Here is a 24,750-nt window from a genome sequence, read left to right as displayed (position 1 = left end):
ATCTCATATCCTTCTGCTTATGACAGAATATTTTCTGAATCGTCAAAACTAGAAGTTTTAACTGTACTACCACTACTGACTTTTTTATTCTTGTTATATTCACTAATAGGTTTTAACCCTGTATCAATCTTAGTTTCACTCTGAACACCATCTAAGATTATTTTAGAACGTCTATCTTTACTACCAGGAATAGCTACAAGATCATGCTCCATATCATAATTAATTTCTCTACCCTTATAGTGGTTTTCATTCTGGTTAATTACAGCATTTTCAAAAAGCTCAAGATTCTTTTTAACGATGTTATAAATAATCTTTCTAGCTACCCCATTTAGTGGTCCTTTGGTTAGCTTTTTACTTTTTTGGTAAGCTTGATCTGAATTAGTTGGGAAGGTATAAAATTGAGATAATTCACCATCCATTGATTCCATAGTAAGAGTTTGAACTTTACGATTTTTATCTAGTTCCATAACAAGTTTTTGACCTGATATGAAATTACACCCCTGCTCATCTTCACATAGCTCTTTTGCTTGCTCAAACCATTGTTGTTGTAATTCTTTAAAAGGAATTGATTTATTCCTAGTAAAATAAACCATATTTGTTTTGGTAGCTTTGGTAGTTTTAGGCTTCTTACATAAAATGTGCTTATTATGAATTTGGATTACAAAAACATCTCCATAATATGTAAGAGTTTCTTTATTGCTATCGTAGGTAGCTTTATCAGCACATATTGTAAGAGGACCATATTCTTTGAGAATATTATCAGCACTTGTATCTTCTTTTTCATCTGCTACTGCTACGCCACCTTCTTGAAAAGGTATATTTTGATTAGAACTTGAATGTAAACCATTATCTGCTGAGCTAGAAGAATCACTATAACCAGACAAGAAAATACCTAAAACTCCTAGAGCTACTAGTACGATCCTAGCTTGACGCATAGTAACTCCTTACGTCTTTCTTAAAATTAATAACCTTAGTATCTGAGTTTCCAACTATTCCTATACCTGTGGTATTATTTTCCGTGTCAGGATCATACACTTTGACAAATTTATCATTATAATAATCATGTGTTTCTGTATCATAGTACATTTCTGATGATTTTATATATATTTTCTTTGGTAGATATTTACCATCTGCATCTGGTGTCTGTTTAGCAGAACTTTCCCCTGAATCTGCTTGCTGATTTTTTGTAAACAAAATAGCATTAACTCCGTCAAATAAATGTATCAACTCATTATTATCTTTTTTCTGTGAAAAACCTTTAGGCGCTTTTACTCTCCAAGTCTCATCGCCTGTTTTCTCATCATAACTAGTTTCTATTAAATTGGTCATTTTAATATCTTGATTGACATATTGTTCTAGTTTTTCAGTAATAAAATTTGTAGTTAGTTTACCATCATCGTTATAATTATTATAATGAAAGTTAAATGCTGTTAATTCAACGCTACTTGAAGGTGAAAATTTTTTAGGATCGCTACCGCCCTGAACTGCTTCAGAATAAATAAATATTGTACTAAAAACCACAATCACTATCGCAAACACATTAACAAGCAGCGAATATTTAGTAAAAAACTTCATATTTCTATTTCATGCCACCATTTTCAATGTAATTTTCAATAACCTCATTGTAGCAACCAAGATGCTTTAATATATATTCACAAAACTCTCTAACAGCGCCAGTGCCACCCTTATTCTGACAAACGTAATCAGAGTAGTTTTTAACTAAATCTATACAGTTTGATGGTGCTGCTGAAATACCAACTTGCTTCATAAGGACTATATCAGGAAGATCATCACCCATATAAGCTACGTTACAGTCATCTAGCTGATACTTTTCCTTTAAGGTCTGGTAGGCACTAACTTTATTTTTTTGTCCTTGAAATATATCCTCTATATCAACACCCAAGCTTGTAAACCTGTTAATAACTATTTGTGATTCCTTACCAGTAATTATTGCTATTTTTATACCAACTTTTTGTAACAAAACCAAACCTAAGCCATCTTTAACGTCAAATAACTTTGTTTCGTTACCATCATTTGACAATATTATTTTTCCATCAGTCATAACGCCATCAACATCAAAGATAGCTAAACGAATATTTTGATAAAATTTATTATTTTTCATTACTTACCCATAAAAAGAAAACTTACATACCTTCAATAGAAATATTACCACAAATAGAAAAAAGACAAAAACAGTAAACGTGAAGTTTTAGACATTAATCCTGTACACAATAAAAAAGCTGCGAATTTTTATGTTTACGATTGTTTTTTAAAGCACATTTGCGTTTAGCAACTGTTCAGCTAGTGAAAAAGAAACTACAAATTTAGCAAAATTGTTAATAGCCATCAAGGTTAACTATCTCTAAATGCTCCATTTGAGTTTGTAAAAACATCTCACCTATAGCTTTAAATTTTATAGGTATATCAGTCACATAAAATTTATATTCTGGCTTAGATTGCTTTTGGTTTAGCAAGTTATTTTGTTTTAACGAATCTTCAAGCATTTTGCTAGCCTGTAGCGAAGGATCTATAAGTTTTACAGGGTTCAATTCAATAGCAATATTGTCTTTGATAATAGGATAATGCGTACAACCAAGTATCAAAACCTCTAGAGATTTATCATGAAAATACTCTAGATACTGTTTAGCTACTAAAGTTACAATTTCACCATTTATAAAACCCTCCTCAATCATTGGCACAAATAGGCCACAGGCTTTAGAGTAAACTTCAGCCTTAGGATTAAGCTTATGAATCTCTAACGCATAAGCGTTACTATTTATCGTAGCAGGTGTAGCTATTACACCAACATTACTTAAGTCTGCTACTAAACTTACACCTGCACTTATTATATCTATAACTGGTATATCACCAGCTATTTGTTTCACAGTATCTTTAGCGATAGCAGAAATAGTATTACAAGCAATAACAATAGCCTTAACTTCTTGATCAATTAGAAACTTAGCTGTTTGAGCTGCAAATCTTTGAATAGTTGCCCGAGATTTTGTGCCATAAGGGATTCTTGCAATATCCCCAAAATAGATTATATTTTCATTTGGCAGCATATCCATAAGGCTTCTAACAACTGTTAAACCCCCTATCCCAGAATCAAAAACCCCTATTGGTCTATTGTTAATCATTTATTTTTTCTCAAGCTTTTTGATAATTTTTCTACGTGAGCGAGTTGGCATTTTTTCAAGATATTGTTCTTTTGCGTTAATAAAAGGTAATAAATTTTCTAAAGATAAAACTGCTTGATTAGCATCTTCTGCGATAAAATTATCACTTAACTGCACTTCTGGATTAGCAAATATTACAACAGTAACTACAGGGATACCTTTTATATAAATTCTTTGATTATAAAGATAGGTTTGTAGAACTTTTTTCTGTGCAAAAGTTTGCCTAATCGGGTTTTTAATAGTTTTTGCATAAGTTTTGTTATTTTGCGAGATTTTTTCCACTTGCCATCTCTCTGCCATATTTTCGACCTTAATATAACCTCGATTATTTTTAACCTCTACTATATATATCGCTTTTCTAGATATAACAAGAAAATCTAACTCTCTATTGCCTATCGTAGATTTATCATCTGGTAAAACTATTCTATTAAAAAGTACATAGTTACTATCTAATTTTTTTAACTCATTTAATACTACTGATTCCCCTTTGGCACCTGATATTATGATATCTACAGGATTATTATCTTTTGTTATTAAGAAAAAAAATATAAATAGTATAAAAGCAAGTGTTACTGCTATCTGTAATGATTGGTTTACAAAATCTATATTGCCAAGGTATAAATTAACTCCTACAATAAAACCACACAATATAATTGAGGCATATAAACTTTTGCGTGCTCTAAACCAATAATTTTTAAATCTTACCCAAGTAAAGCGTAAAAAAAGCCGATCCTTTTTTAATTTATTCTCTATTGCCATAATCCATCAATAATATATTATTCATAACTCTATAAATCTCTGCTTTATTTTAAGTATTTTGTCTCTAATTAAAGTAGCCTGCTCAAACTCAAGCTCTTTTGCATGAGCTTTCATACGTTTTTCTAAAGCTTTTATAATTTTACTAGCTTCAGTTATACCTAGTATAGCCGAAACATCAACATCATCAACACTTATCCTGCTGTTATTTTTATATTCTCGCTTCTGCCTTTCTGGAGAGCTATCTAACATATCATCTATATTTTTTATGATCGTTCTAGGGATAATGTTGTTCTTTTTATTATACTCATCTTGTAGCTTACGTCTACGTAACGTTTCATCCATAGCCTTTTTCATAGACTTAGTTACAATGTCTGCATATAGTATTGCTCGACCATTTTCATTTCTTGCAACTCTACCTATGGTTTGTATAAGAGACTTTTCTGAACGTAAAAATCCTTCTTTATCAGCATCAAAAATAAGTAATATACCAACTTCAGGCATATCTAATCCTTCTCTTAAAAGATTAATACCTACTAGCACATCAAATATCCCTTGACGTAAATCATGGATAATTTGCACCCGCTCCACAGTATCAATATCTGAATGCAAATACCTCACATTGACGTTATGTTCTGACAAATACTCTGTCAAATTCTCTGCCATTTTTTTAGTCAATGTAGTTATCAAAACTCTTTCATTACTAGCTACAGCCTTATTTATCTCAGATAAAGCATCTTCAACTTGAATTGCCACTGGTCGTACAAAAACTTCCGGATCTAACAGTCCTGTTGGACGAATCACTTGCTCAACTGTATTTTGAGATCTCTCTAACTCATAAGTTGCTGGCGTTGCTGATACATAAATTGTTTGTGGAAGTAGTTTCTCAAACTCATTAAATTTTAGTGGGCGATTATCCAACGCTGATGGAAGCCTAAAACCATAATTTACTAAGTTTGACTTACGTGAAAAATCACCTTTTTGCATACCTCCAAACTGTGGCAATGTCACGTGAGACTCATCAACTATTACAAGAGCATTTTCTGGTAAATAGTCCAAAAGTGTTGGCGGCGGGTCTCCTGGATCACGTCCAGATAGCAATCTAGAATAATTTTCAATACCAGTACAGTAGCCTAGCTCTTGAATCATCTCGATATCATATTTTGTTCTTTGCTCTATCCTTTGAGCTTCAAGTAATTTACCCTCTTGTTCAAAATATTTAACTCTTTCTTTTAATTCTTTTTTAATTTCTTCTATAACTATATCTTTACGCTCTTTTGAAGCCACATAGTGAGTACTTGGAAATATTGTTGCTCTATGTAAAGGTTTAATTTTTTTTGAGGTTAAAGAGTCTATTATACTTATTGCTTCTATCTCATCATCAAAAAATTCTACTCGGATAGCATCTTTTTCAGAATCTGCTGGAAAAATATCTAGTATCTCACCACGCACACGAAAGCTACCTCGACTAAAGTCCATATCATTACGCGAATATTGCATTTCTACCAATTTAGTTTGTGCCTTTTTTATATCCAAAGTTTCACCAACCTTTAAGTGCAAAAGCATTTGCATGTATTGTTCAGGATCGCCTAAACCATAAATTGCAGACACTGTAGCAACTATAATTACATCGCTACGCTCTAATATAGCTTTAGTTGCGGATAAGCGCATTTGTTCAATATGCTCATTTACAGAAGAGTCTTTTTCAATATATGTATCTGATGCAGCAACATATGCTTCTGGTTGGTAATAATCATAGTATGAGACAAAATACTCAACGGCACTATCTGGAAAATATTGTTTCATCTCTGAATATAGTTGTGCAGCTAAAGTTTTATTATGAGCTAAAATTAGACATGGTTTCTGTGTTTGATTAATTACATTTGCCATAGTATAAGTTTTACCAGAGCCTGTTACACCAAGTAAAACTTGATGCTGTAAACCATTATTAACACCCTCAACTAGCGACTTAATTGCTTTGGGCTGATCTCCACTGGGGCTATATTTAGTAACTAAATTAAACTTAGCCATTTAAAAAAGATACTCCTCTAACTCATATAATAAAGAATGTTGTTCTTCTGTCAGCCCTTGTGTTTCTCTTAAATGTTCTATTTCTTTATAAATCTCTTCCAAAGTTACTCTTTTACGAGCTTTATGATCTACTAAAAGTTCCTCTTTTTCTAAACTCACTATTTTATTTAAATACTTTTGAAACTCATATTGAGCTTTCTCTGGTAACTTAGAAAAATCCAACCTACCAATTATTCGTACAGCTCTATCATAATAACTTTTAGGTAACTGATTTAACATTTGTGCTTTTTGTGTAACAGCTAAACTATGAAACTTATCACAACCCTTCTCATCAGCAGTAGTCATAAAATCACTTTGATATATAGCTGCATCACTATCGATATTTTCTATTTCCGGATACTTATACTCTAAAACATACTCAACAAAACTAACTAAAATCTCAGGATTATCCTTTATAAACTCTTTATTTGCTTTTATAAGATCTAGCCTTTGCTGCGGTAACTTGCCAACAAAGCGAGTTTTAGCTGGTAGAATAACTGGTATATCTCCCCACTTTTTAGCAATAGTTAATCTCCAATGTTCAGCCTCTAAACTACCAAACTCCTCTATAAAATCACTAAACAAATAATTATCTAAACGTAGAAAAATTTCTTGGTTTTTGTAGTGCCGATGCTGGCCTAAATCCAAAATAGCTGACATGAAATTACTGCTATAGCCAAAAGCACCACTTATAGCTATAGCCTGCTTGTAATGCGTATTATTTATACTAACACCAATATCAAGCTGATTCAAAACTTGCTCGTCGTTTTGCTTATTAAATCTATCTAGTAAAAACTGCCACATTTTAGGATTAGCTTTTTTGAGTTTTTTTGCTAATTCAACCGTTACTAAAACATCTGTAATAGCATCGTGAGCTCGACCCTCACTATACAAATTATTTACAGTATTTAAATTCTCAAGTTTTAGAGAAACTTTTTTATCACCTTCTTTATCTACAGTTTCAGGCCACTCTAAAGCTTCATTAAAAAATAAATGATAACAAGCAACTATTGGAAACAAATCCGCCCTAAAGCAGCCATTTTTGTACTGATGAGTATAGGGAGGTAACATATTCTTAAAAAAAGCGAACCTTAAAAACTCATCATCAAATCCAAGGGTATTATAACCTATGCTAATGGTTTCTGGTGTATTAATTATTTTATGGATTTTTCTAACAGCCTGATATTCTGATACGCCCTGTGAATTGGCTTGAGCTATAGATATATGATGTGTTATCGTAGCTGTTGGAGATGGTGTAGTGTCAGGATTTAATTTTACAAAAAAGTTAAACCTCTCAATTTTATTAAAGTTAAGGTCAGTTCTAACAGCTGCAAACTGCAAAATCTGATCAAAAGAGTTATTAATTCCACTGGTTTCTAAGTCATAAAATAGAAATGTTTGATTATTATACATGTTAAGATTCAAATACAAATTTAATTAATCTTTCTGTATTAAAATTCTATCATACCTAATTGTTAGTTTTTCAAAGTTTTTTGTTCTACTTACTGTACTCATTGAATATGTAGCTAGATTCGATTATCCGAAACCTAATTCTTCTTAGTTAAATAACCTTAAGATAACTTAGTTACCCAGGTCAGGCACAATCTTTATGATGCTTTTTGCACTTTAAAAACCTATTGATACAACCCTAAAAACCACTAAATAAATATTATTAATTACACCATATTTACTATATGTAATACTAAATAGAAAACTTTTATCTTATGATGGTTAAAAACATCACAACAGATGAGATAATAAATACTATAACTATCAGTTTAACTTCCAACTACAAATCTTTTTAAATTCACAAACATACTGTAGTAAATATTATATTATTGATACTTTTTTAATCAAAATAGGTATTAAAATTTAACATCTTTTGTCAAATAAACACTCCTACTAATTACAAAGTTTTTACTATATTATATAAATAGCAATAACTATAATCTTAATACGGTTATGGATTTATTAAATAACCTATAATGGTTAAACCAAATAAAGTGAAGATGAAAGATATGAGTTATATAACTGACTGGTGGGAAAACAAACTACCAACCTTAGGGCAAATCAAGTTAAGAGCATGCTCGTTTGACGTACAATGTATTTTACTACAACCTCAGGATGGCTATAAAATTATTTTAGGCCGCTTTAAGTATAATAATTTTGAGCGTCTTAGAATTTGGTATAGGTCGAAATCAGAAAGTTGTTGGCGGGCTTTTACAGGGTTTAGAGAAGATGGATCATGGCAAAAAGGTGATGAGGGTGGCCCAGATTATCGAGGATCAGGATATGTCTTTGAGTGTATGGTAGCTCCAGAACTAGATAAGGAATTTGATGATTTTTTTACAAAAAAACTAGTCAAAAACATCAATAATTTATTCCTGGATATATATACAGTGAAGTATTCTAATTTTAGGCTCTTCGATTATTTAGTGGCAACACACAATAATAATCAACGACCTGGAATAGCTCAAGAATATGCGGCTGAACGCAAGTTTTCACGACCTCTAAAGGATGCTAATGTACTACCAATACCAAAGTCAGGACATGAAAATTTTTCTAAAGTAGGAAGTATTGCTATCCAGAAGGGTTACAAAGGAAAACTAGTTAATATGTCTTACCTACAAAACTATCACAACTTATTTGGCGACGCACTAAGAGCAGGACATATAGGCAAAAGGAGATCGCGACATGATGTGCTTAACCAAGATATAGATATAGACACTTATCAATTTGAGTATAATGGAGAAATGTATTGCTATGAGATTGCCAAAACTCTTAATGAAGTACCACACTACTCCACTAGATTAAATAATAATCAACCTGTGAATGCAAGAGTTGTATGGGTACGAATGTTATATCAGTTAGATAACAATGAGGTTTCTAGCTTTGGTAATTATAAAGTGATACCTATTGAAATGGCAGGTTTAGTTCAAAAGCCTTGTGATTACTCTACACAGGTAGCAAATGTTTACAAGAATGAGATTCAACAACAAGGCACCTTAGGCGGCGCATATGTATTGCTTTCAGTTATGAACGAGATTACTTCGCCAATCATACAACAATATAAACTCATAAATAATGAGCCTCTTCTGTCTGGAAATAGCGAGCCGATGCTAGATGGTGTAAAGTTTACATATACTACACCTCCTTCGTTCAAACTTCTTCAGCTTAATCGACCATTTTTGTTATCAGGAGCGAACATGTTTAAGCCACCTGTAATTCAACAACCTGTAATTCAACAACCTGTAATTCAACAACCTGTAATTCAACAACCTGTAATTCAACAACCTGTAATTCAACAACCTGTAATTCAACAACCTGTAATTCAACAACCTGTAATTCAACCGCAACAAATTATTAACGTAGATTATAATGTAATAAGTGATAAGTTAATAGATTGTATTATTGAAGGGATAATGAGATATAACGCTTTATGGGAAATGCGAAATATAAATAAAGATGCAGTAGAATATAGGGAGGATGCAGAGAAATTTAAATTAGGACATCATGGTGATACTGGTCTAAGAAGAGCAGCTGAGTTAATGCGATGCGTTACCCGAGAAGCGAGAGATCTAGAAGAAGTAGATAGTTATTTAGTCTCTTGCTTTAAAGACAATAACATAGGCAATGAAAAGCATACATTTCGTGCTATTAAATCTGAACCTTATTCTCTATTTACCTTGATAAACCTGTCTCTACTTCATGTGTTAAAAAGTTTCAAGTTTGATTGGCAATATGATGGGAATTTAAAGTACATACCTTTGATCCACGCGCTTTATAGTTGCTTTAGTAAAGATGACATCCAAGCTGGACCTGATAAGTTTGTTAATTGTGTCGAACCAGTTAGTTCTAAATATCTTGATTTCGTTAAGAAAATAGATACAAAAAGTAAGTCACCTGTACAAGAGCTTATTATAAAAAGAAAACAGATAGTTATCATTTAATACGCTACAGAAGAATCATATTAGTAACTGCAAAAGTTTATAAACTTGATTAATCTTTTTGTATTAGAATTCTATCATACCTAATTGTTAGTTTTTCAAAATTCTTTTTGAGCTGGCTATTGGTATACTCTACCAAATCGGCATATAGCTCGTTATTATGTTTCTTTTGCTCAATAAATAAAGCTCGATAAGTTTTCAAATTTATTAAAAGTTCGTCCATAAGCAATATCATTTTTTTATACTCGTAGTATCTTTTATTAGACGAAAATTCATATTTAGCATTCACAAGCATTTCACTGAGTTGTATGTTTTTTTCAACTAAAAAAATTAATTTTCGGTTTGGAACATTTCTGTCAACATTATTGAGTATTTTCTTAAATTCCCCATAAGTTATATACATTTCTTTGGTAAAAATATTCAAAAACTTTTTACCTCTAGTCAAAAATGTAACAAGCACAATACAAACTGTACCGATAGCTACACTTACTATTCTTACAATAAAGAGTTCATGATCCCAGCCAACAAACAAACCAAAAAACATAACCAAGTATATATGTATAAAAAATACGCTTGTAGCATAATTTAAAAACATAGTGTAAATGTACAATGTCAAAGCCAAACCACAAAATACAGCTATAGTTATAAAACTAGCCATACTGTTATTTATCATAATCTTCTGGGTAACTAATAGTAAAACTGATCCTAATGACGTTCCAAGGATAGAAAATATAATAATAGCTTTCGCCCTGGTGTATATAACGCTAGTGCTAGTACTTGCTGCAACACTTATAACTGCAATTACAACCCAATAGATTCTATCCTTAAACCCATGCTCTCCAGTAAAACTAAAAACCCCATAGCTCACAACCAAACCCAATGAGGCTGCTATTAAAACCCTATATGCCAATAAAGTTGTATCAGAAAGCTTATCTATAAGTCTATTTTTAAATAAGATCATAATAAGCCTCTTTGATATTTTCTAAACTAGTAAATATATCATCTAAAAGCAATATACTATCAAAAAGCAATTTCCTTTTTTGACGGTCTTTTTGATACTTTTCAATGTAAGCAATCTCAAGTTTATACTTTAGGTAATCAATTTCTTTTTTCTTCTCTTCTAAAGTATTAGGTTCTTGTTGGAATTGGAGTAATAAAGCTAGAGTTTGTTTAAAAATTTTTTCCAAACTTTCTGCTAAAACCTGAGCTTCAGAAGCATCCTTAAAACCTAGCCGTATATAGCCTAAACTTATTTTTTTATAAGTCAGTATAAATTTAGCTGCTAATCTATTAAATAGTATTAAATTATGACAAAAATAACGCCAGTTATCTTGAGTGTTCTTACGCATAAACATAAGCCCATGAGACTGTAATGAAATTATATTATTAAACTTACTATGGCTTACCTCTAAAACTCTAGTTTGAGTAAATCTTCTATACTTTGCTTTCTCAAATGTATCTAAATAGCTTTTTACGGAAATATTAAAAAACTCCCTAACAATTTTTTCAATGCCACCTGAATTAATAAGCTTATAACGACTAATAAGTAAAATATAAAAAGCAACTCCCACTAATAATGCTGCTAGAGTAAAACTTAAATGATTGTACCTAGCCAGAGGAAACCTAATAAAACAGATACATGCCATTACTACAATCATGATTGGGAAAATAGTAAATGTATCCCCTAATCCACGCACCCAAAACCCCAAAAAGACCACAGTTATAATCAGCATAAAGTTATCTTCAAAAACATTATGCACATATGGTGATATGTTTAAAATAAAAATTGCACTTACTATGTACCAGAAAAATGCTTTTCTTTTTACTTCTATATTACCAATTAGTACGCTAGCTGCTAAATTTGCTATAAATAAAATCGTGATAATAATTAAATTTTTATCAAAATTAAAAGTTGCAGCTATTATCAAAAACGTAAAAAATATAATTGCAGACTTGATAGCTCCATCTTGAAAAATTTTTATAGGGTCTTGATCAATATATTTATGGTAAATCTCACTAACCTTTAACATTTACTGGTTTAAACCTCAAAATACAACCCTTATCACCTTGCTATAGATTATATTGCAAAAGCATTTTAATTAATATTACTAGAATGGTTATTTTCACATAAAAATGTAGTAGAATCTAGACGATATGAATATTACTATTTTTCTTATAAAATGATTTATAAAACTACTTATGATGTAATAGTTGTTGGTGGCGGTCATGCTGGTGTTGAAGCTGCTACTGCATCTGCTCGTATAGGAGCAAAAACACTACTTCTAACCCATAATATAGACACTATAGGACAGATGTCTTGTAACCCCGCTATCGGTGGAATTGGTAAGGGTCACTTGGTTAAAGAAATAGATGCTATGGGTGGCATCATGGCAAAAGCTATTGATATGGCAGGGATCCAGTTTAGAATTCTTAACTCACGTAAAGGTCCTGCTGTTAGAGCAACACGTGCCCAAGCAGATAGAGTTCTCTATAAACAAGCTATAAACACCCTTGTTACAAATCAAGAAAACCTTGATATATTTCAAGATTCTGTAGATGATGTTGTGATAAATAATGACATTATTTCTGGAGTTATAACTAAAACTGGCATCACATTTAAGTCTAAAAAAGTGGTTTTAACGGTTGGTACATTCTTAGGCGGGAAAATTCATATTGGTAAAGTATCAAAATCAGGCGGGCGTGCAGGCGACCAACCGGCTAACGCTTTAGCTGCTCGTCTTAGAGCACTACCATTTAGGGTAGATAGACTTAAAACTGGTACTCCTCCGCGTATTGACAAAAGAAGTGTTGATTTTAGTGTTATGGATGTTCAGCATGGTGATACTCCTACTCCTTATTTTTCTTTTTTTTCTAAAGGAAAAATACAACATCCACAGCAAATACCATGCTATATAACTTATACAAACCAAAAGACTCATGAAATAATCACAAATAACCTTGATAAATCAGCCATGTATGGTGGGCTGATAGAAGGCATAGGGCCTAGATATTGCCCCTCTATCGAAGACAAGGTAGTCAGATTTGCAGAAAAAGAAAGACACCAAATATTTGTAGAACCTGAAGGTTTAGAGAGCATTGAACTATATCCAAATGGTTTATCTACTAGCTTACCATTTGAGGTGCAATGTGAATATATCCGCTCTATAAAAGGTTTTGAAAATGCTTTTATTATGCGTCCAGGGTACGCTATAGAGTATGATTTTTTTGATCCTCGTGATCTTAAACCAACGTTAGAGACTAAATTTATTAAAAACTTATATTTTGCTGGTCAAATAAATGGTACTACTGGATACGAAGAAGCTGGCGCTCAAGGTTTAGTTGCTGGTATAAATGCTGCTATAAGTATTGATAATGATAAAGCATGGTACCCTACTCGTGCTAATAGTTATATTGGTGTACTTATTGATGATCTTATAACTAAAGGTACTAAAGAGCCTTATAGAATGTTTACTTCACGTGCTGAATATAGACTAATATTGCGTGAAGATAATGCTGACTTACGTTTATCAGATATAGCTTGCCAATTAAGTTTACTAAATAATGAAGATCAAAAAACTTTTATTGATAAGAAAAACACTATCAATGAACAGATAAACTTTATGCAAAATACATGGATAGGACCACAAACACAAAAAGCACGTGATTTAGAAAAATTCCTTGAAAAAAAGATGACCAGAGAAAGTACGCTTTTTGATCTTTTAAAACGCCCCGAGTTGGATTATAAAAAGTTACAACAAATACCTGAATTGAATTTAAATCTAAGCGATGAAGCTATAATTGAACAAATTGAGATATCTGCTAAATACTCTGGCTATATAGAACGCCAAAACAAAGATATTGCTAAATTATCGATTTTTGAACAAAAGAACATTCCAGTAGAGTTTGATTATTCTCAAGTCAAAGGATTATCAAATGAAGTCTTGCAAAAACTTACTGAACAAAAGCCAACCACGTTAGGAGAAGCTTCACGTATTCCAGGAATCACTCCTGCAGCAATATCTTTGCTAACAATATACATGAAAAAAACTGGTTTTATAAAATAAGGAGTTTAAATGTTTAAACATACTTTTAAAATAACCCTCCTATTGTTATTTATTATAAGTCTTTTTTCTTGTGCTACTAGACAAAAATACATAGACCAGCAAAAAGCCTGGATTGGCAAAAACATTGATCAATATATGAAAGTATTTGGTTACCCTGAAAATGTAATAAGCGTTGCTCCTAATCCAAATATCCAAACGTATGTCTACATACGCACAGCTGTTAACCCAGAAACTCCAGCTCTAGCTGGTTCAGCCGTTAACAGTTTAGTTATGGCTAATAGAGATCCTCAATTTGTACAGTTTGGTGCTCTTAAGTGTACTACTTGGGTTTCTATTGATAAAAATACCAAAATAATAAAAAATATTACATTTCGCGGTAACTACTGTGCAACTAGAAACTAATTTATAGGTTAGGTAAATGAACATAAAACAAACATACGCTTCCCTTCTAGTAGGATTCATTTCAACAGCAACTTGCTTTAGCTTTGGCTTTTTTACAACTGTTTTAAAATATAATGGACTTGAGTTTTTTTATGCTTATATTATATTTTCTATACTTTTATCTTATACAATGAATTTGGTTGCTTTTTATATAAGCAAATTTCATCCAGAAATTAATACATACTCTAGTCTAGTAAAATATGTCATTGGTAGCTCAAAGTTTAGGTCTATTAGTATTTTATTTACAGGTACTGTAATTATATTGCTGACACTAATACTTTTCAATACAGTTACATACCTATCAGATCTTATCAGCAGCGTTTACACAAATACTTTAGATGTTAGTACAAGCTTAAACTTGGCAGCGTTAGGTATTACATTTATCTATATAACAATACTATTAGTTCTAGCTTTAAAGACAAAAAACCATATTAAAAGGTTTTTCAAAGCTTTAGCTTTTGTGGGCTTAATTCTAGTTATAACCACTGTTTTAATAGTTATATACACCTCACCATATAGCTTAATTGAATTTAAAAACTTCAATACTGCAGATAGCCAAATAAACACCTTAAGCAACATGCTAGTAATGGCTTTAGTTTACGCTATATTAAGTAACTTTATTTCACTAGCACTTTATAAAAATATTCTAAACACTCTTGATAATAGTTTTAATAATTTAAAAGTTATTTCTTTTAGCAGTCTGTTTTGCAATATTACATTTTCTTTAGTAATTTGTATGTCTATATACGCTACTTTAGGAAACTATGGTATTTTTCTACAATCCATGGATGAAGTGTGTCTAATCACTCTCTTTAGCTTAATAAAGCAAAATTCTTTTATCGTTTACATTTTGCTTGAAACTACTTTTATTCTATTTAATTTAATTGTAATGATTTCAATTTTAGTCTACATTACCAAAATAACTAACAAATTCTATATTAAAGTAGCAATTAGCATAATTCCTTTACTAATTACTATAAGCTTGATCTCTCAAGGCTTCACACATGTTAGTTTTTCAAAAATGTTTGCCCTTGATCTTCTTATAGTATTTATTTTCCTTTTTGAAGTTTTTATCATCGGTTGGATTTATGATGCACAAAAACTTAGTTACGAGATCCTAAAACATACAAACACAAAACTATCTCCTATGTTTAATATTATGCTAAGGATCGTTATTCCTTTTGTTTGTTTATATACAGTAGCTGGCTATAGCTTTGTGTGCAAATCAGTAATATTACAAACGTTAATAGCTGTGATTTTTATGATTATCTACATAACAATAGGTATAATATTCAACAAAGTTTTTAATAAGAGAAAGTTTTAACATGTTCTTTAATAAAAAAAATAATCAAGACGAGTTAAAAAAGCTTGTTGCTATTGAAGCTGCCAAATTAATCACTCCAAATATAACTCTAGGTATTGGTACAGGTAGTACGGTTAGATTCCTTATAGAAGAACTTGTTAATTATAAAGATAAGATTACAAGTGTCGTATCAAGTTCTGAAGATTCTACTGAAAGGTTAAAAAAGTTAGGCTTTGATGTGGTAGACCTTAATTATGCTGGGAACATTGATTTATATATAGATGGTGCTGATGAGTGTAATGCCCATAAAGAGCTTATCAAAGGTGGGGGGGCTGCTTTAACACGTGAAAAAATATGTGTCGCTGCTGCAAAAAAATTCGTATGTATTATAGATGAGTCAAAAAAAGTTGATATTTTAGGTAACTTTCCTCTACCAATAGAAGTAATACCCATGGCTAGAAGCTATGTGGCTAGAGAAATAGTAAAACTTGGTGGCCAGCCGGTCTACAGGGAGCAAACTATTACAGATAATGGCAATATAATCTTAGATGTACATAACCTAAAAATTGATAACCCTCTAAAATTAGAAACTGAATTAAATCAAATAACAGGAATTGTCACTAATGGTATTTTTGCGTTAAAGCCTGCTGATACTGTTATTATGGCCAAAAAAGATGGAAAGGTTGAAATTTTCTAGTACTCAAACTCATATCGTTACATTATCTACCAATAGTATTTATTTTCTAACAATTTTTTTAACTATAAATGGCACCACTGTCAATACTGCTAAAATACTCAGAGCCAATACAAGCTCTTTGTCTAAAAAACTTTCATTATTAGTAAGCTTCTGGCTAAAATTGGTACCAATCCATACATATATAAATGTAATTGGAACAATACCTAGCAAAGTGGTAAAAAAGAAAATACTATTTTTAACTTTTAAGATTCCAGCTAAAATATTTGGCACGAAAAACGGTATAGGTAACAATCTTGCTAAAAATAATACCATAATAGGATGACTCTCCACCATATCCTTAAATCTAGATATTAGTTTATATTTAGAGCTATTAGAGACTTCTCCCCAATTATATTTTATAAACATAAAAGCTAACATACCACCAGTTGTGGCAGATACTATAGATACACAAAAACCAAAAAACAAGCCAAAAAACAAGCCTGCTAACATTTTCAAAGCTGGTTTTATTGGTATAGAGAAAAAAACTGTTAATACATAAATACATCCAAACATGAAAATAGCTTTTGTGAAGTGAAGATCTACATAACTTTTAAAATTTTTATATATACCTACAAGCTCATTGAAAGAAGAATATTTAGACCCATTAAATAAAAAAAATAAAACTAACCCTCCTACAAGAAACAGTAGTAAAAAAAACCTTTTTAAAAAAGTTAAATAATGAGAATTCACAAAATAGGATTACTATAGAAAAAAGCTAATTCAGATAATAAATATATAAACCCAGAACTAAGCTAACGCAGCTTTTGCTTTTTCAACTACAATAGCAAAAGCATCTTTGTTATATACTGCTAGTTCAGCTAAAGCTTTTCTATCCAACTCAACACCAGCTTTATTCAAGCCATTAATTAATTGGCTATAGCTCATATCATACTGTCTTGCCGCAGCATTAATACGAACAATCCATAAAGATCTAAATGTTCTTTTCTTAACTTTACGATCTCTATAAGCATATTGACCTGCTTTAATTACAGCTTGTTTAGCTACTCTATATACTCTTGAGCGAGCACCGTAGTAACCTTTTGCTTGCTTTAAAACTTTCTTATGACGTGCACGTGCTGTTACACCTCTTTTTACTCTTGACATAATCTAATTTTCTCCACTTTAAAAATTTTATACACAAACCTACGCGTAAGGCATTTGTTGAACTAAACTAGCAGTATCAACTTTAGCTACTTGATTCATACCTCTTAAATGACGTTTTCTTTTAGTCGTCATCTTAGTGTTGATATGAGCACGATTTGCACAACGGTGTTTAAAACCACCTTTACCTGTCTTTTTAAAGCGTTTAGCCGCACCACTTTTTGTTTTTAACTTTGGCATATTTAAATACTCCGCATTGTTAATTTATTTTTATTACATCTGTTTTTTCTTTGGTCCTAAAACCATTACCATCTGGCGACCTTCCACTTTAGGTTGGTGTTCCACTACACTATGTTCAGCTGCATCATTTGCCATACGGTTAAGCATTTCAATACCTAACTCTTTATGGGACATTTCTCTACCTCTAAATCTAAGCGTAACTTTTACTTTATCGCCTTTTTCTAGAAACTTAATCAGGTTGCGTAGTTTTACCTGATAGTCTCCTACATCAGTTACAGGTCTAAGTTTTATTTCTTTGATCTGCATCTGCTTTTGGTTCTTTTTAGCTTGTGCTTTTTTCTTACTCTGTTCAAATAAGTACTTACCATAGTCCATCAAACGACAGACTGGTGGCTTAGCATTTGCTACCATTTCAACCAAATCAACACTAGCCGCTTCAGCTAATGCTAAAGCTTCATTGATAGATACAACTCCAATTTGCTGACCATCAACTCCTATTAAACGCACTTCTTTAGCTTTTATTTGCTCATTTATAGGTGCTTTTTTTTCCGCTTTAATAACTATTTTCCTCCAAGAAAATTATTTTTTATTTCTACCTGTTCTTTCAAGAAAACACAAAAATCCTCTATTGACATTTGTCCTAAAGTTTCACCATTATGTTTTCTCACAGTTACAATATTTTGCTCTAATTCGTTTTTACCAAGAACTACTAGGTAAGGAACACGCAACAGAGTATGCTCACGTATTTTAAACCCTATTTTCTCATTTCTCAAGTCTATTTTCACCCTAAAGCCTCTTTTTTCAAGGGCTTCAAATACACGACTACAATATTCATCTTGCTGATTACTAATTCCCATCACGACAACCTGAGTTGGTGCTAACCATAACGGTAAATTACCAGCATAATGCTCTATTAACATACCTATAAACCTTTCTAGAGAGCCAACGATTGCCCTATGTAACATTATCGGAGTTTGTTTATCACCATTGTTATCAATATAGGTTGACCCCAATCTTTGCGGCATTGAGAAATCCACTTGTATCGTTCCACACTGCCAACTTCTACCAATAGCATCTTTTAAATGAAACTCTATTTTAGGTCCATAAAAAGCCCCTTCGCCTGGCAATAATGTATACTTGACATCATTTCTTTGTAAAGCATTTTTTAGAATCTGCTCAGATTTATCCCAAATTTCATCACTACCGATTCTATTATCAGGTCTTAAAGCTATTTTTACTTCAAAATCTTCAAAACCAAAATCTTTATAAACTTCAAAGCATTGTTTTACCATTAGGCTAACTTCGCTTTCAACCTGTTCAGCTGTACAAAAAACATGTCCATCATCTTGAGTAAAACTTCTGACTCTAAGTAGCCCATGTAAAGATCCAGATGGCTCATTTCTATGTACCACACCAAACTCTGCCATTCTTACAGGTAAATCTCTATAACTATGTAGCTTAGTATTATAAACTTGCACGCACATAGGACAGTTCATAGGTCTAATTGCAAAATCTTTATTTTCTGATTTCGTTGCAAACATATTTTCAGCATATTTAGAGGCATGACCTGATTTTTCCCACAAACTAAAATCTGCTATTAACGGCGTGCGTATCTCTTTACAACCATACTTGTTGTTAGATTTTCTCATATAGTCTTCTACTTCACGCCAAATCCTAACTCCATTATCATGCCAGAAAGCAATCCCTGGAGACTCTTCTTGAAAGTGAAATAAATTTAAAGCTTTACCAATTTTACGATGATCACGCTTTTCTGCTTCTTCAAGCATATGTAAATATTGGTCTAGCTCTTCTTTAGTTGCCCAACATGTACCATAAATTCTTGTTAGCATTTCATTATTAGCGTTACCACGCCAATATGCTCCGGCTATTTTAGTTAATTTAAAAGCTTTTAGCATAGAAGTATTTGGGATATGTGGGCCCCTACATAAATCACTAAAATCACCTTGAGTATAAATCTTTAAATTCTCGTCAGCAATGTTATTAATTATCTCAACCTTATAACTTTCATTTTGTGAATTGAAAAAATCTATAGCTTCTTGTTTTGAAACTACTCTATAATCAATTGGCATAGATTTCTTAACAAGCTCTTTCATTTTGTTTTCTATTTTTTCAAGATCAGACTCACCAAGAGATTCTTTGAAAGAAAAGTCGTAATAAAAACCGTTCTCTACTACTGGACCTATAGTTACCTGCGTTTCAGGATATAATTGTTTAACAGCATAAGCCAGTAAATGAGCACAAGAGTGACGTAACACTTCTAAACCTTGAGGATCTTTCAAAGTAACTAACTTTACATTGCTATCGGTAGTTATAGCATCCTTAGCATCTCGCAATTGACCATCAATACATACAGCTACTGTAATTTTTGCTAAACTTGGGGATATAGATTTAGCTATTTGTAATGAATTAACCCCTTTTTCAAATTCTCTAATCGAGTTATCAGGAAATGTAATTTTTATCATAATTGTTTTCTTCTTATTTTTATAAAAATGGTCACCAATCAAACATGAAAATTAATTATATTATATAGGTATGATTATGTAAATTTTTATCTGATTGACAAGACAATTCCTAAGAAAATAGCATATGCTTCCATTTAATAGATTATCTCTTTATACTCAAGGCTATCAAATATTAATACTGACTATTAATTTTACCATGTTTTAAATAACTATCTTCAATGTATCATTAAACACATTGAAAAATTGTATTACCTTGAAAAGGATATATAATCATGAATGAAGATATATGCGGGCTAGAAAGTTACGTACTTATGCATGAAAAATCGCCCTTCCTACCTGCCATGAGGATTCAATCGGAAAAACTAGGCTTTCGCTTAAAGGTTTATAAAGACAAAAGAGATGATGTTTGGCTTCGTGATTATATTATGCAAATCAATGGTAATATCTATACCCCAGGTCGCCCAACAACAAGTAATCCAGATCTTATCAAAGAAACTTCTTTACTAAATAAAAATGACTCACGATTATATTATTCGCTGCTAGTTAACAAATCGTTACAATACCCCCATAACAACTATCATCCTCAAATCTTTCTTGGACATCAAAAAGTTTACGTTCAAAATAAAATTGCCTTAGAAGGTGGGAATATGTTTTGTGCCAAAAATAAAGACAACAAGCTCTTTCTTATAATAGGAGAAAATGTATTATTATCAACAGCTGCTTATGTACGGGAAAATGACCCTCAGTGGAAAAATCATCCTATAATTGGTAAGAGTCATCATTACAATCTCACTCAAGGTTATGATATCGAATTTCTCCAACTAAGAGACTATTGTAAATATCTCATTACATCATCTTTAGGATTTGAAAAGAAACAATTAATAGTGATTCCACAATGGACCTATCATATTGATTTGCAAATGTGCTACGTTGGAAATGGTCAATTTTGCGTCAACACATTCGCTTTACCAAAGAAGAATCATTTACAAACTGATATAGATTATGAGCACGATGGTAACATACAACCACTTGATGAAGATGAAAAAATGGATTTTATAGTAGATTGGCCAAAACCAAAAAATAGTTTCTTTGGGTATAAGGAGAAGACAGGTCCACTGGCATCAGGATACAATATGAAAGTCTCTCAAATTAAAGGTCCATATCAAAATTTAGAGAAGCTAGAAAAAAACATTGTCGATGTAATCGTGAAAAAGCTTAAAAAGAAAAATTTTGACGTTACTAAAGTGTTTGGAACTGCTTTCGTACCAAATGGTTTAAATGGAAAATTTTATAACCTCCATAAGTGTACAAATACAAGTAAATCAGGAGCTATCTCTCTGCTTAATAATGGCATCCTTATTAAGTCACCAAAGACAGGTAAGAGACACTTTATAACGGCAAATGCTGTTGATCAGACAAGTCAACTGAAGGATTATTTCTCCTATAAACTTAAAGAATTAGAAGTTGAAGTTGAGTATATTGATATTGACTTAAAGTCCGATTTTATTGAAAATAAAGTGCGGAAAATAAATTCTACGCTGGACTATGTCGAAGTCTTTGAAGGTTCAGTCCGATGCCAAACTAGTATAATACAAGATATGAACTTAGATAAAGAATATGAACCCAAAACAGTGTGGGTAGCAAGAGAACGCGGGGGATAAAAATATAAGATTTATATGTAGTAGCTCAAACTTGATCTGACAGTCACCAATTAATTTGAGACTGAATTTATTTCTAAACTAGTGTCAGATTTATCAAACATATTACCTAAATTTTTCTCTTTTGCCAAAGGTTTTGAGTCAATAAAAGTTTTCATAGGCGTTTTTCCATAACAGTGCTTACCAGAATGTGGTCTATCGTTATTGTAATAATCCAGCCATATATCAACATCTTGCTGAATCTCCTCAATCGTTGAATAAACCTTTTTTCTAAACATTGTCTCATAACATTCATTTTTCATAGTTTTATGAAATCTTTCACAGATACCATTAGTTTGAGGGGAGTTAGCTTTTGTTTTAGTATGGTCAATGTCTTCTATGCTTAAGTACATCTGGTAGGAATGATTCTCCAGCTTTCCACAATATTCCGTGCCTCTATCTGTTAATACTCTTAATAGATCTATTCCATGTTCCTCAAAGAATGGTAATACCTTATCATTAAGCATATCAGCAGCTACTATTGCATTTTTTTCTGTATATAACTTAGCAAATCCTACTCTAGTATACGTATCTACAAATGTCTGTTGATATATCTTACCTATACCTTTTATATACCCTACATAGCTATCTTGAGATCCTAAGTAACCTGGATGATGCGTTTCAATCTCACCAGTAGCAACCTTTTTAGCTTTTTCTTTTTCTAAAGCTTGTAATTGAGCTTCTGTAAGTATAAAGCCATCTTGAGCTACTTTGGTCTCTAGTGCTGTTAATCGCTTCTTAAAATTCTCTAAGTCATGTCTAAGCCAAATAGATCTAACTCCACTTCCTGAGACTAATATTCCTTGCTTTGCTAATTCATTTGATACTCTATGTTGTCCATACGCCGGATATTCATAAGCCATATTAACTACTGCTTGCTCAATATGTGCCTCAACTCTATTTTTCTCTAATGGCTTCTTACGGGATATTTCTTGTAAAGCTAATTCTCCACCATTATCGTATAACTCTTTAAAGCGATAGTAGCTGTCTCTTGAGTAACCCATCACTTTACAAGCTTGCTTGACATTACCTAATTGTTTTGCTAATTCTAACAGACCTAATTTGGGTTTGATTATCTTTTGAGATGCATTCATTTTATTCTTCCTTAATTTGACATCTTATTTTATACACAATGTCAGATTAAGTCAAAGCTATTACAATTATATAAATTATTTCAAGATGCATTATTAAAGTGATAAAACCTAGAAAAGCGTATCTTCTCATAAGCCTTTGTAGAAAAATAAAGGCTTATGAATAAATTATACTACACATTAGCTAGTGACAGGATGTTTAAGGTCGTATCAACAAACACTTATGCTTCTTTTTTATTATGTTTTTTTACTATACTGAGTATTGCATTTATACCTTTTTTGATAATTATAATTAAAGATTATTAATTGCATAAAACTGTAAAATTAATACCAATAGCCAATCTTGATAGTAATTTCTTTTTTTATGAAGTTTTTTGAAAAGAGAAAAAGATAATAAGCGTTAATTATTCAACTTATTTTAAAGGAGCTGAAGCACTAGCTTGTACACGTTGGTTACTCGCGTCGCTCTTAGCAACGCCTGAAAGAGTATCATAATAACCAAATCCTTTTGTTATTATCTTTTCATTATTTAAACCTAGAGATCTCATATAATTAGCAACTGCTTGTGCTCTTTTTTCAGAAAGCTTTTGATTGTAAACCTCAAACTCACCACCAGTTTGACCTTGGGATGCATAACCTTTGACTGTTACAGATGCGATGTTACTATCTTTAACAAAATTCACAAAAGAAGATATCGCTTCTTTACCTTTTTTATTTAATTCAGCACTATCATAAGCAAATTTAGTGTCTAAATAAACAGTTACATCATCCCCATCTACTGTGTAGCAAGCAACTCCCTCTTTAGTTAAGTTAAAGTTACCTTCACACTGTTTTATGCCTTCTGGTAGCATATATTTAGCTTCATCTATTGATGGCATAGCTGCAACAGCTCCTGTTTCTGCAGCTGTTTTTGCGCCATTATCTTGTATCTTTGCAGTACTTGTACCAGCAGAATCTCCACCAAAGAACCAAGTAAGACCTGCACCTATCATATTAGTTCCTGCTGCTGCATTGATTTGTTGACCACCACCAGCAATTGGGTTTGGTGCCATCGTTTGAATATATCTGTAATCAACACTAGCTTGAACATCTCTAGATAATTCAAACTTAAGTCCTCCACCTACATCCCATGCCCCTGTAGCACGACCAGCAAGGTTCGCCCATCCTGCACCACCTACCGCATATGGAGTAAACATAGTATCATTTGACAGGTTAATTACACCTTCACCTAAACCACCAAACATACCATTATATGTAGCAAACTGATTATATTGAATAGCTAAGTATTTATTAAAATTATAACCTACTATACCATTCCAGCCTGAATTAGAGCCTTTAGAATTTATATTATTAGCAAAACCACTAACACCTATGCCTAAATACCACTGGCCTGTTCTATCTTGTGGACCCCAAGTGTTATTTTCATTAGTTATAGAACTCCAAGTGTTTGCAAAAGGTTTCATAATACTACTTGAAAGACTTGTATCTACTGAAGAACTATCATTAACTGTAGTATCTGAAGATACAGCTGCAAAAGACATACTAGTTGTACCAAGTAGCACTGACGTAGCTACAAAAATACCCTTTAATTTCATAAAAACTCCTTTTCACATGCCAAACATGCGTTAGTTTAATAAATGTTTAA

Annotated in this window: 22 protein-coding genes; 6 read left to right on the top strand and 16 right to left on the bottom strand. The window is 31.9% G+C overall.

What is annotated here, in order from left to right:
* Positions 1-17: 17 nt before the first annotated feature.
* From FRA_RS02835 to FRA_RS02805, 7 genes are all read right to left on the bottom strand, one after another.
* On the bottom strand, positions 18-935 hold the full coding sequence (locus tag FRA_RS02835) for an LptA/OstA family protein (protein WP_035718683.1): 918 nt from the start codon (positions 933-935) through the stop codon (positions 18-20).
* Complete coding sequence (gene lptC / locus FRA_RS02830; RefSeq protein ID WP_035718682.1) at positions 922-1,575, bottom strand: LPS export ABC transporter periplasmic protein LptC; 654 nt, start codon at positions 1,573-1,575, stop codon at positions 922-924. The genes FRA_RS02835 and lptC overlap by 14 nt, the downstream gene beginning before the upstream one ends.
* Before the next feature lie 4 nt (positions 1,576-1,579).
* Positions 1,580-2,122 (bottom strand): KdsC family phosphatase, encoded by a 543-nt coding sequence (locus FRA_RS02825; protein ID WP_035718679.1) that lies wholly within the window; start codon positions 2,120-2,122, stop codon positions 1,580-1,582.
* Positions 2,123-2,336: 214 nt separating this feature from the next.
* Positions 2,337-3,137 carry a glutamate racemase gene (murI, locus tag FRA_RS02820; RefSeq protein ID WP_035718677.1) on the bottom strand — a complete coding sequence of 267 codons (801 nt, stop codon included), beginning with the start codon at positions 3,135-3,137 and terminating at the stop codon, positions 2,337-2,339.
* A complete protein-coding gene (locus tag FRA_RS02815) occupies positions 3,138-3,935 on the bottom strand; it encodes a nuclease-related domain-containing protein (protein ID WP_035718675.1) in 798 nt (265 codons plus the stop codon).
* A gap of 21 nt (positions 3,936-3,956) precedes the next feature.
* The gene (gene uvrB / locus FRA_RS02810) at positions 3,957-5,963 is read right to left on the bottom strand and encodes an excinuclease ABC subunit UvrB (protein WP_035718673.1); all 2,007 of its coding nucleotides are present in this window, start codon (positions 5,961-5,963) and stop codon (positions 3,957-3,959) included.
* On the bottom strand, positions 5,964-7,415 hold the full coding sequence (locus tag FRA_RS02805; protein ID WP_035718669.1) for an exodeoxyribonuclease I: 1,452 nt from the start codon (positions 7,413-7,415) through the stop codon (positions 5,964-5,966). It abuts the gene before it with no gap.
* A gap of 605 nt (positions 7,416-8,020) precedes the next feature.
* On the opposite strand from FRA_RS02805, the gene FRA_RS02800 reads away from it, so the two are divergent.
* Positions 8,021-9,952 carry a hypothetical protein gene (locus tag FRA_RS02800; RefSeq protein ID WP_464110837.1) on the top strand — a complete coding sequence of 644 codons (1,932 nt, stop codon included), beginning with the start codon at positions 8,021-8,023 and terminating at the stop codon, positions 9,950-9,952.
* A 49-nt stretch (positions 9,953-10,001) separates the two neighbouring features.
* Here FRA_RS02800 and FRA_RS02795 read toward each other — a convergent pair whose 3' ends face one another.
* Together FRA_RS02795 and FRA_RS02790 are read right to left on the bottom strand one after the other, a co-directional pair.
* A complete protein-coding gene (locus FRA_RS02795; RefSeq protein ID WP_035718663.1) occupies positions 10,002-10,910 on the bottom strand; it encodes an FUSC family protein in 909 nt (302 codons plus the stop codon).
* Positions 10,897-11,979, bottom strand: a complete 1,083-nt coding sequence (locus FRA_RS02790) for a hypothetical protein (RefSeq protein WP_035718661.1) — start codon at positions 11,977-11,979, stop codon at positions 10,897-10,899. Before FRA_RS02790 ends, FRA_RS02795 begins: the two co-directional genes overlap by 14 nt.
* Before the next feature lie 150 nt (positions 11,980-12,129).
* Here FRA_RS02790 and mnmG point away from each other — a divergent pair, with 150 nt between their 5' ends.
* The 4 genes from mnmG to rpiA are packed head-to-tail and all read left to right on the top strand — an operon-like array spanning position 12,130 to position 16,454.
* A complete protein-coding gene (mnmG, locus tag FRA_RS02785; RefSeq protein WP_035718659.1) occupies positions 12,130-14,013 on the top strand; it encodes a tRNA uridine-5-carboxymethylaminomethyl(34) synthesis enzyme MnmG in 1,884 nt (627 codons plus the stop codon).
* A 9-nt stretch (positions 14,014-14,022) separates the two neighbouring features.
* Positions 14,023-14,415, top strand: a complete 393-nt coding sequence (locus tag FRA_RS02780) for a hypothetical protein (RefSeq protein ID WP_035718658.1) — start codon at positions 14,023-14,025, stop codon at positions 14,413-14,415.
* Positions 14,416-14,431: 16 nt separating this feature from the next.
* The gene (locus FRA_RS02775) at positions 14,432-15,778 is read left to right on the top strand and encodes a hypothetical protein (protein WP_035718656.1); all 1,347 of its coding nucleotides are present in this window, start codon (positions 14,432-14,434) and stop codon (positions 15,776-15,778) included.
* Between the two features lies 1 nt (position 15,779).
* Complete coding sequence (gene rpiA / locus FRA_RS02770) at positions 15,780-16,454, top strand: ribose-5-phosphate isomerase RpiA (protein WP_035718653.1); 675 nt, start codon at positions 15,780-15,782, stop codon at positions 16,452-16,454.
* Between the two features lie 39 nt (positions 16,455-16,493).
* On the opposite strand, the gene FRA_RS02765 is transcribed toward rpiA, so the two are convergent.
* The 5 genes from FRA_RS02765 to thrS form a co-directional block, all read right to left on the bottom strand.
* Complete coding sequence (locus FRA_RS02765) at positions 16,494-17,138, bottom strand: TVP38/TMEM64 family protein (RefSeq protein WP_035718832.1); 645 nt, start codon at positions 17,136-17,138, stop codon at positions 16,494-16,496.
* 102 nt (positions 17,139-17,240) lie between these two features.
* Positions 17,241-17,597 (bottom strand): 50S ribosomal protein L20, encoded by a 357-nt coding sequence (rplT, locus tag FRA_RS02760; protein WP_035718651.1) that lies wholly within the window; start codon positions 17,595-17,597, stop codon positions 17,241-17,243.
* A 39-nt stretch (positions 17,598-17,636) separates the two neighbouring features.
* Positions 17,637-17,834, bottom strand: a complete 198-nt coding sequence (gene rpmI, locus FRA_RS02755; protein WP_003034330.1) for a 50S ribosomal protein L35 — start codon at positions 17,832-17,834, stop codon at positions 17,637-17,639.
* A 33-nt stretch (positions 17,835-17,867) separates the two neighbouring features.
* Positions 17,868-18,392 (bottom strand): translation initiation factor IF-3, encoded by a 525-nt coding sequence (gene infC, locus FRA_RS02750; protein WP_081835906.1) that lies wholly within the window; start codon positions 18,390-18,392, stop codon positions 17,868-17,870.
* Positions 18,393-18,394: 2 nt separating this feature from the next.
* On the bottom strand, positions 18,395-20,317 hold the full coding sequence (gene thrS, locus FRA_RS02745; RefSeq protein ID WP_035718644.1) for a threonine--tRNA ligase: 1,923 nt from the start codon (positions 20,315-20,317) through the stop codon (positions 18,395-18,397).
* 272 nt (positions 20,318-20,589) lie between these two features.
* Between thrS and FRA_RS02740 the strand changes: the two genes are divergently transcribed.
* Positions 20,590-21,978, top strand: a complete 1,389-nt coding sequence (locus tag FRA_RS02740) for a hypothetical protein (RefSeq protein WP_035718642.1) — start codon at positions 20,590-20,592, stop codon at positions 21,976-21,978.
* A gap of 50 nt (positions 21,979-22,028) precedes the next feature.
* Here FRA_RS02740 and FRA_RS02735 read toward each other — a convergent pair whose 3' ends face one another.
* On the bottom strand, positions 22,029-23,108 hold the full coding sequence (locus tag FRA_RS02735; RefSeq protein ID WP_035718769.1) for an IS481-like element ISFw3 family transposase: 1,080 nt from the start codon (positions 23,106-23,108) through the stop codon (positions 22,029-22,031).
* A gap of 410 nt (positions 23,109-23,518) precedes the next feature.
* Entirely contained in the window at positions 23,519-24,700 is a 1,182-nt protein-coding gene (locus tag FRA_RS02730; protein ID WP_035718634.1) for an OmpA family protein, read from the bottom strand.
* Positions 24,701-24,750 lie beyond the last annotated feature (50 nt).

The sequence above is a fragment of the Allofrancisella heilbronnii genome (genome assembly GCF_000710735.2).
Lineage (GTDB): Bacteria > Pseudomonadota > Gammaproteobacteria > Francisellales > Francisellaceae > Francisella > Francisella frigidaquae.
The sequence above is the reverse complement of the archived record's forward strand: the minus strand, read 5'-3'. Positions and strand labels throughout refer to the sequence as shown.

Coding starts and splice junctions, on each gene's coding strand:
- FRA_RS02835 (WP_035718683.1), bottom strand. CDS start 935: ATGCGTCAAGCTAGGATCGTACTAGTAGCTCTAGGAGTTTTAGGTATT.
- uvrB (WP_035718673.1), bottom strand. CDS start 5,963: ATGGCTAAGTTTAATTTAGTTACTAAATATAGCCCCAGTGGAGATCAG.
- FRA_RS02735 (WP_035718769.1), bottom strand. CDS start 23,108: ATGAATGCATCTCAAAAGATAATCAAACCCAAATTAGGTCTGTTAGAA.
- FRA_RS02790 (WP_035718661.1), bottom strand. CDS start 11,979: ATGTTAAAGGTTAGTGAGATTTACCATAAATATATTGATCAAGACCCT.
- FRA_RS02815 (WP_035718675.1), bottom strand. CDS start 3,935: ATGGCAATAGAGAATAAATTAAAAAAGGATCGGCTTTTTTTACGCTTT.
- FRA_RS02805 (WP_035718669.1), bottom strand. CDS start 7,415: ATGTATAATAATCAAACATTTCTATTTTATGACTTAGAAACCAGTGGA.
- FRA_RS02740 (WP_035718642.1), top strand. CDS start 20,590: ATGAATGAAGATATATGCGGGCTAGAAAGTTACGTACTTATGCATGAA.
- lptC (WP_035718682.1), bottom strand. CDS start 1,575: ATGAAGTTTTTTACTAAATATTCGCTGCTTGTTAATGTGTTTGCGATA.
- rplT (WP_035718651.1), bottom strand. CDS start 17,597: ATGTCAAGAGTAAAAAGAGGTGTAACAGCACGTGCACGTCATAAGAAA.
- rpmI (WP_003034330.1), bottom strand. CDS start 17,834: ATGCCAAAGTTAAAAACAAAAAGTGGTGCGGCTAAACGCTTTAAAAAG.
- FRA_RS02825 (WP_035718679.1), bottom strand. CDS start 2,122: ATGAAAAATAATAAATTTTATCAAAATATTCGTTTAGCTATCTTTGAT.
- rpiA (WP_035718653.1), top strand. CDS start 15,780: ATGTTCTTTAATAAAAAAAATAATCAAGACGAGTTAAAAAAGCTTGTT.
- FRA_RS02795 (WP_035718663.1), bottom strand. CDS start 10,910: ATGATCTTATTTAAAAATAGACTTATAGATAAGCTTTCTGATACAACT.
- FRA_RS02775 (WP_035718656.1), top strand. CDS start 14,432: ATGAACATAAAACAAACATACGCTTCCCTTCTAGTAGGATTCATTTCA.
- mnmG (WP_035718659.1), top strand. CDS start 12,130: ATGATTTATAAAACTACTTATGATGTAATAGTTGTTGGTGGCGGTCAT.
- murI (WP_035718677.1), bottom strand. CDS start 3,137: ATGATTAACAATAGACCAATAGGGGTTTTTGATTCTGGGATAGGGGGT.
- FRA_RS02800 (WP_464110837.1), top strand. CDS start 8,021: ATGAGTTATATAACTGACTGGTGGGAAAACAAACTACCAACCTTAGGG.
- FRA_RS02730 (WP_035718634.1), bottom strand. CDS start 24,700: ATGAAATTAAAGGGTATTTTTGTAGCTACGTCAGTGCTACTTGGTACA.
- thrS (WP_035718644.1), bottom strand. CDS start 20,317: ATGATAAAAATTACATTTCCTGATAACTCGATTAGAGAATTTGAAAAA.
- FRA_RS02780 (WP_035718658.1), top strand. CDS start 14,023: ATGTTTAAACATACTTTTAAAATAACCCTCCTATTGTTATTTATTATA.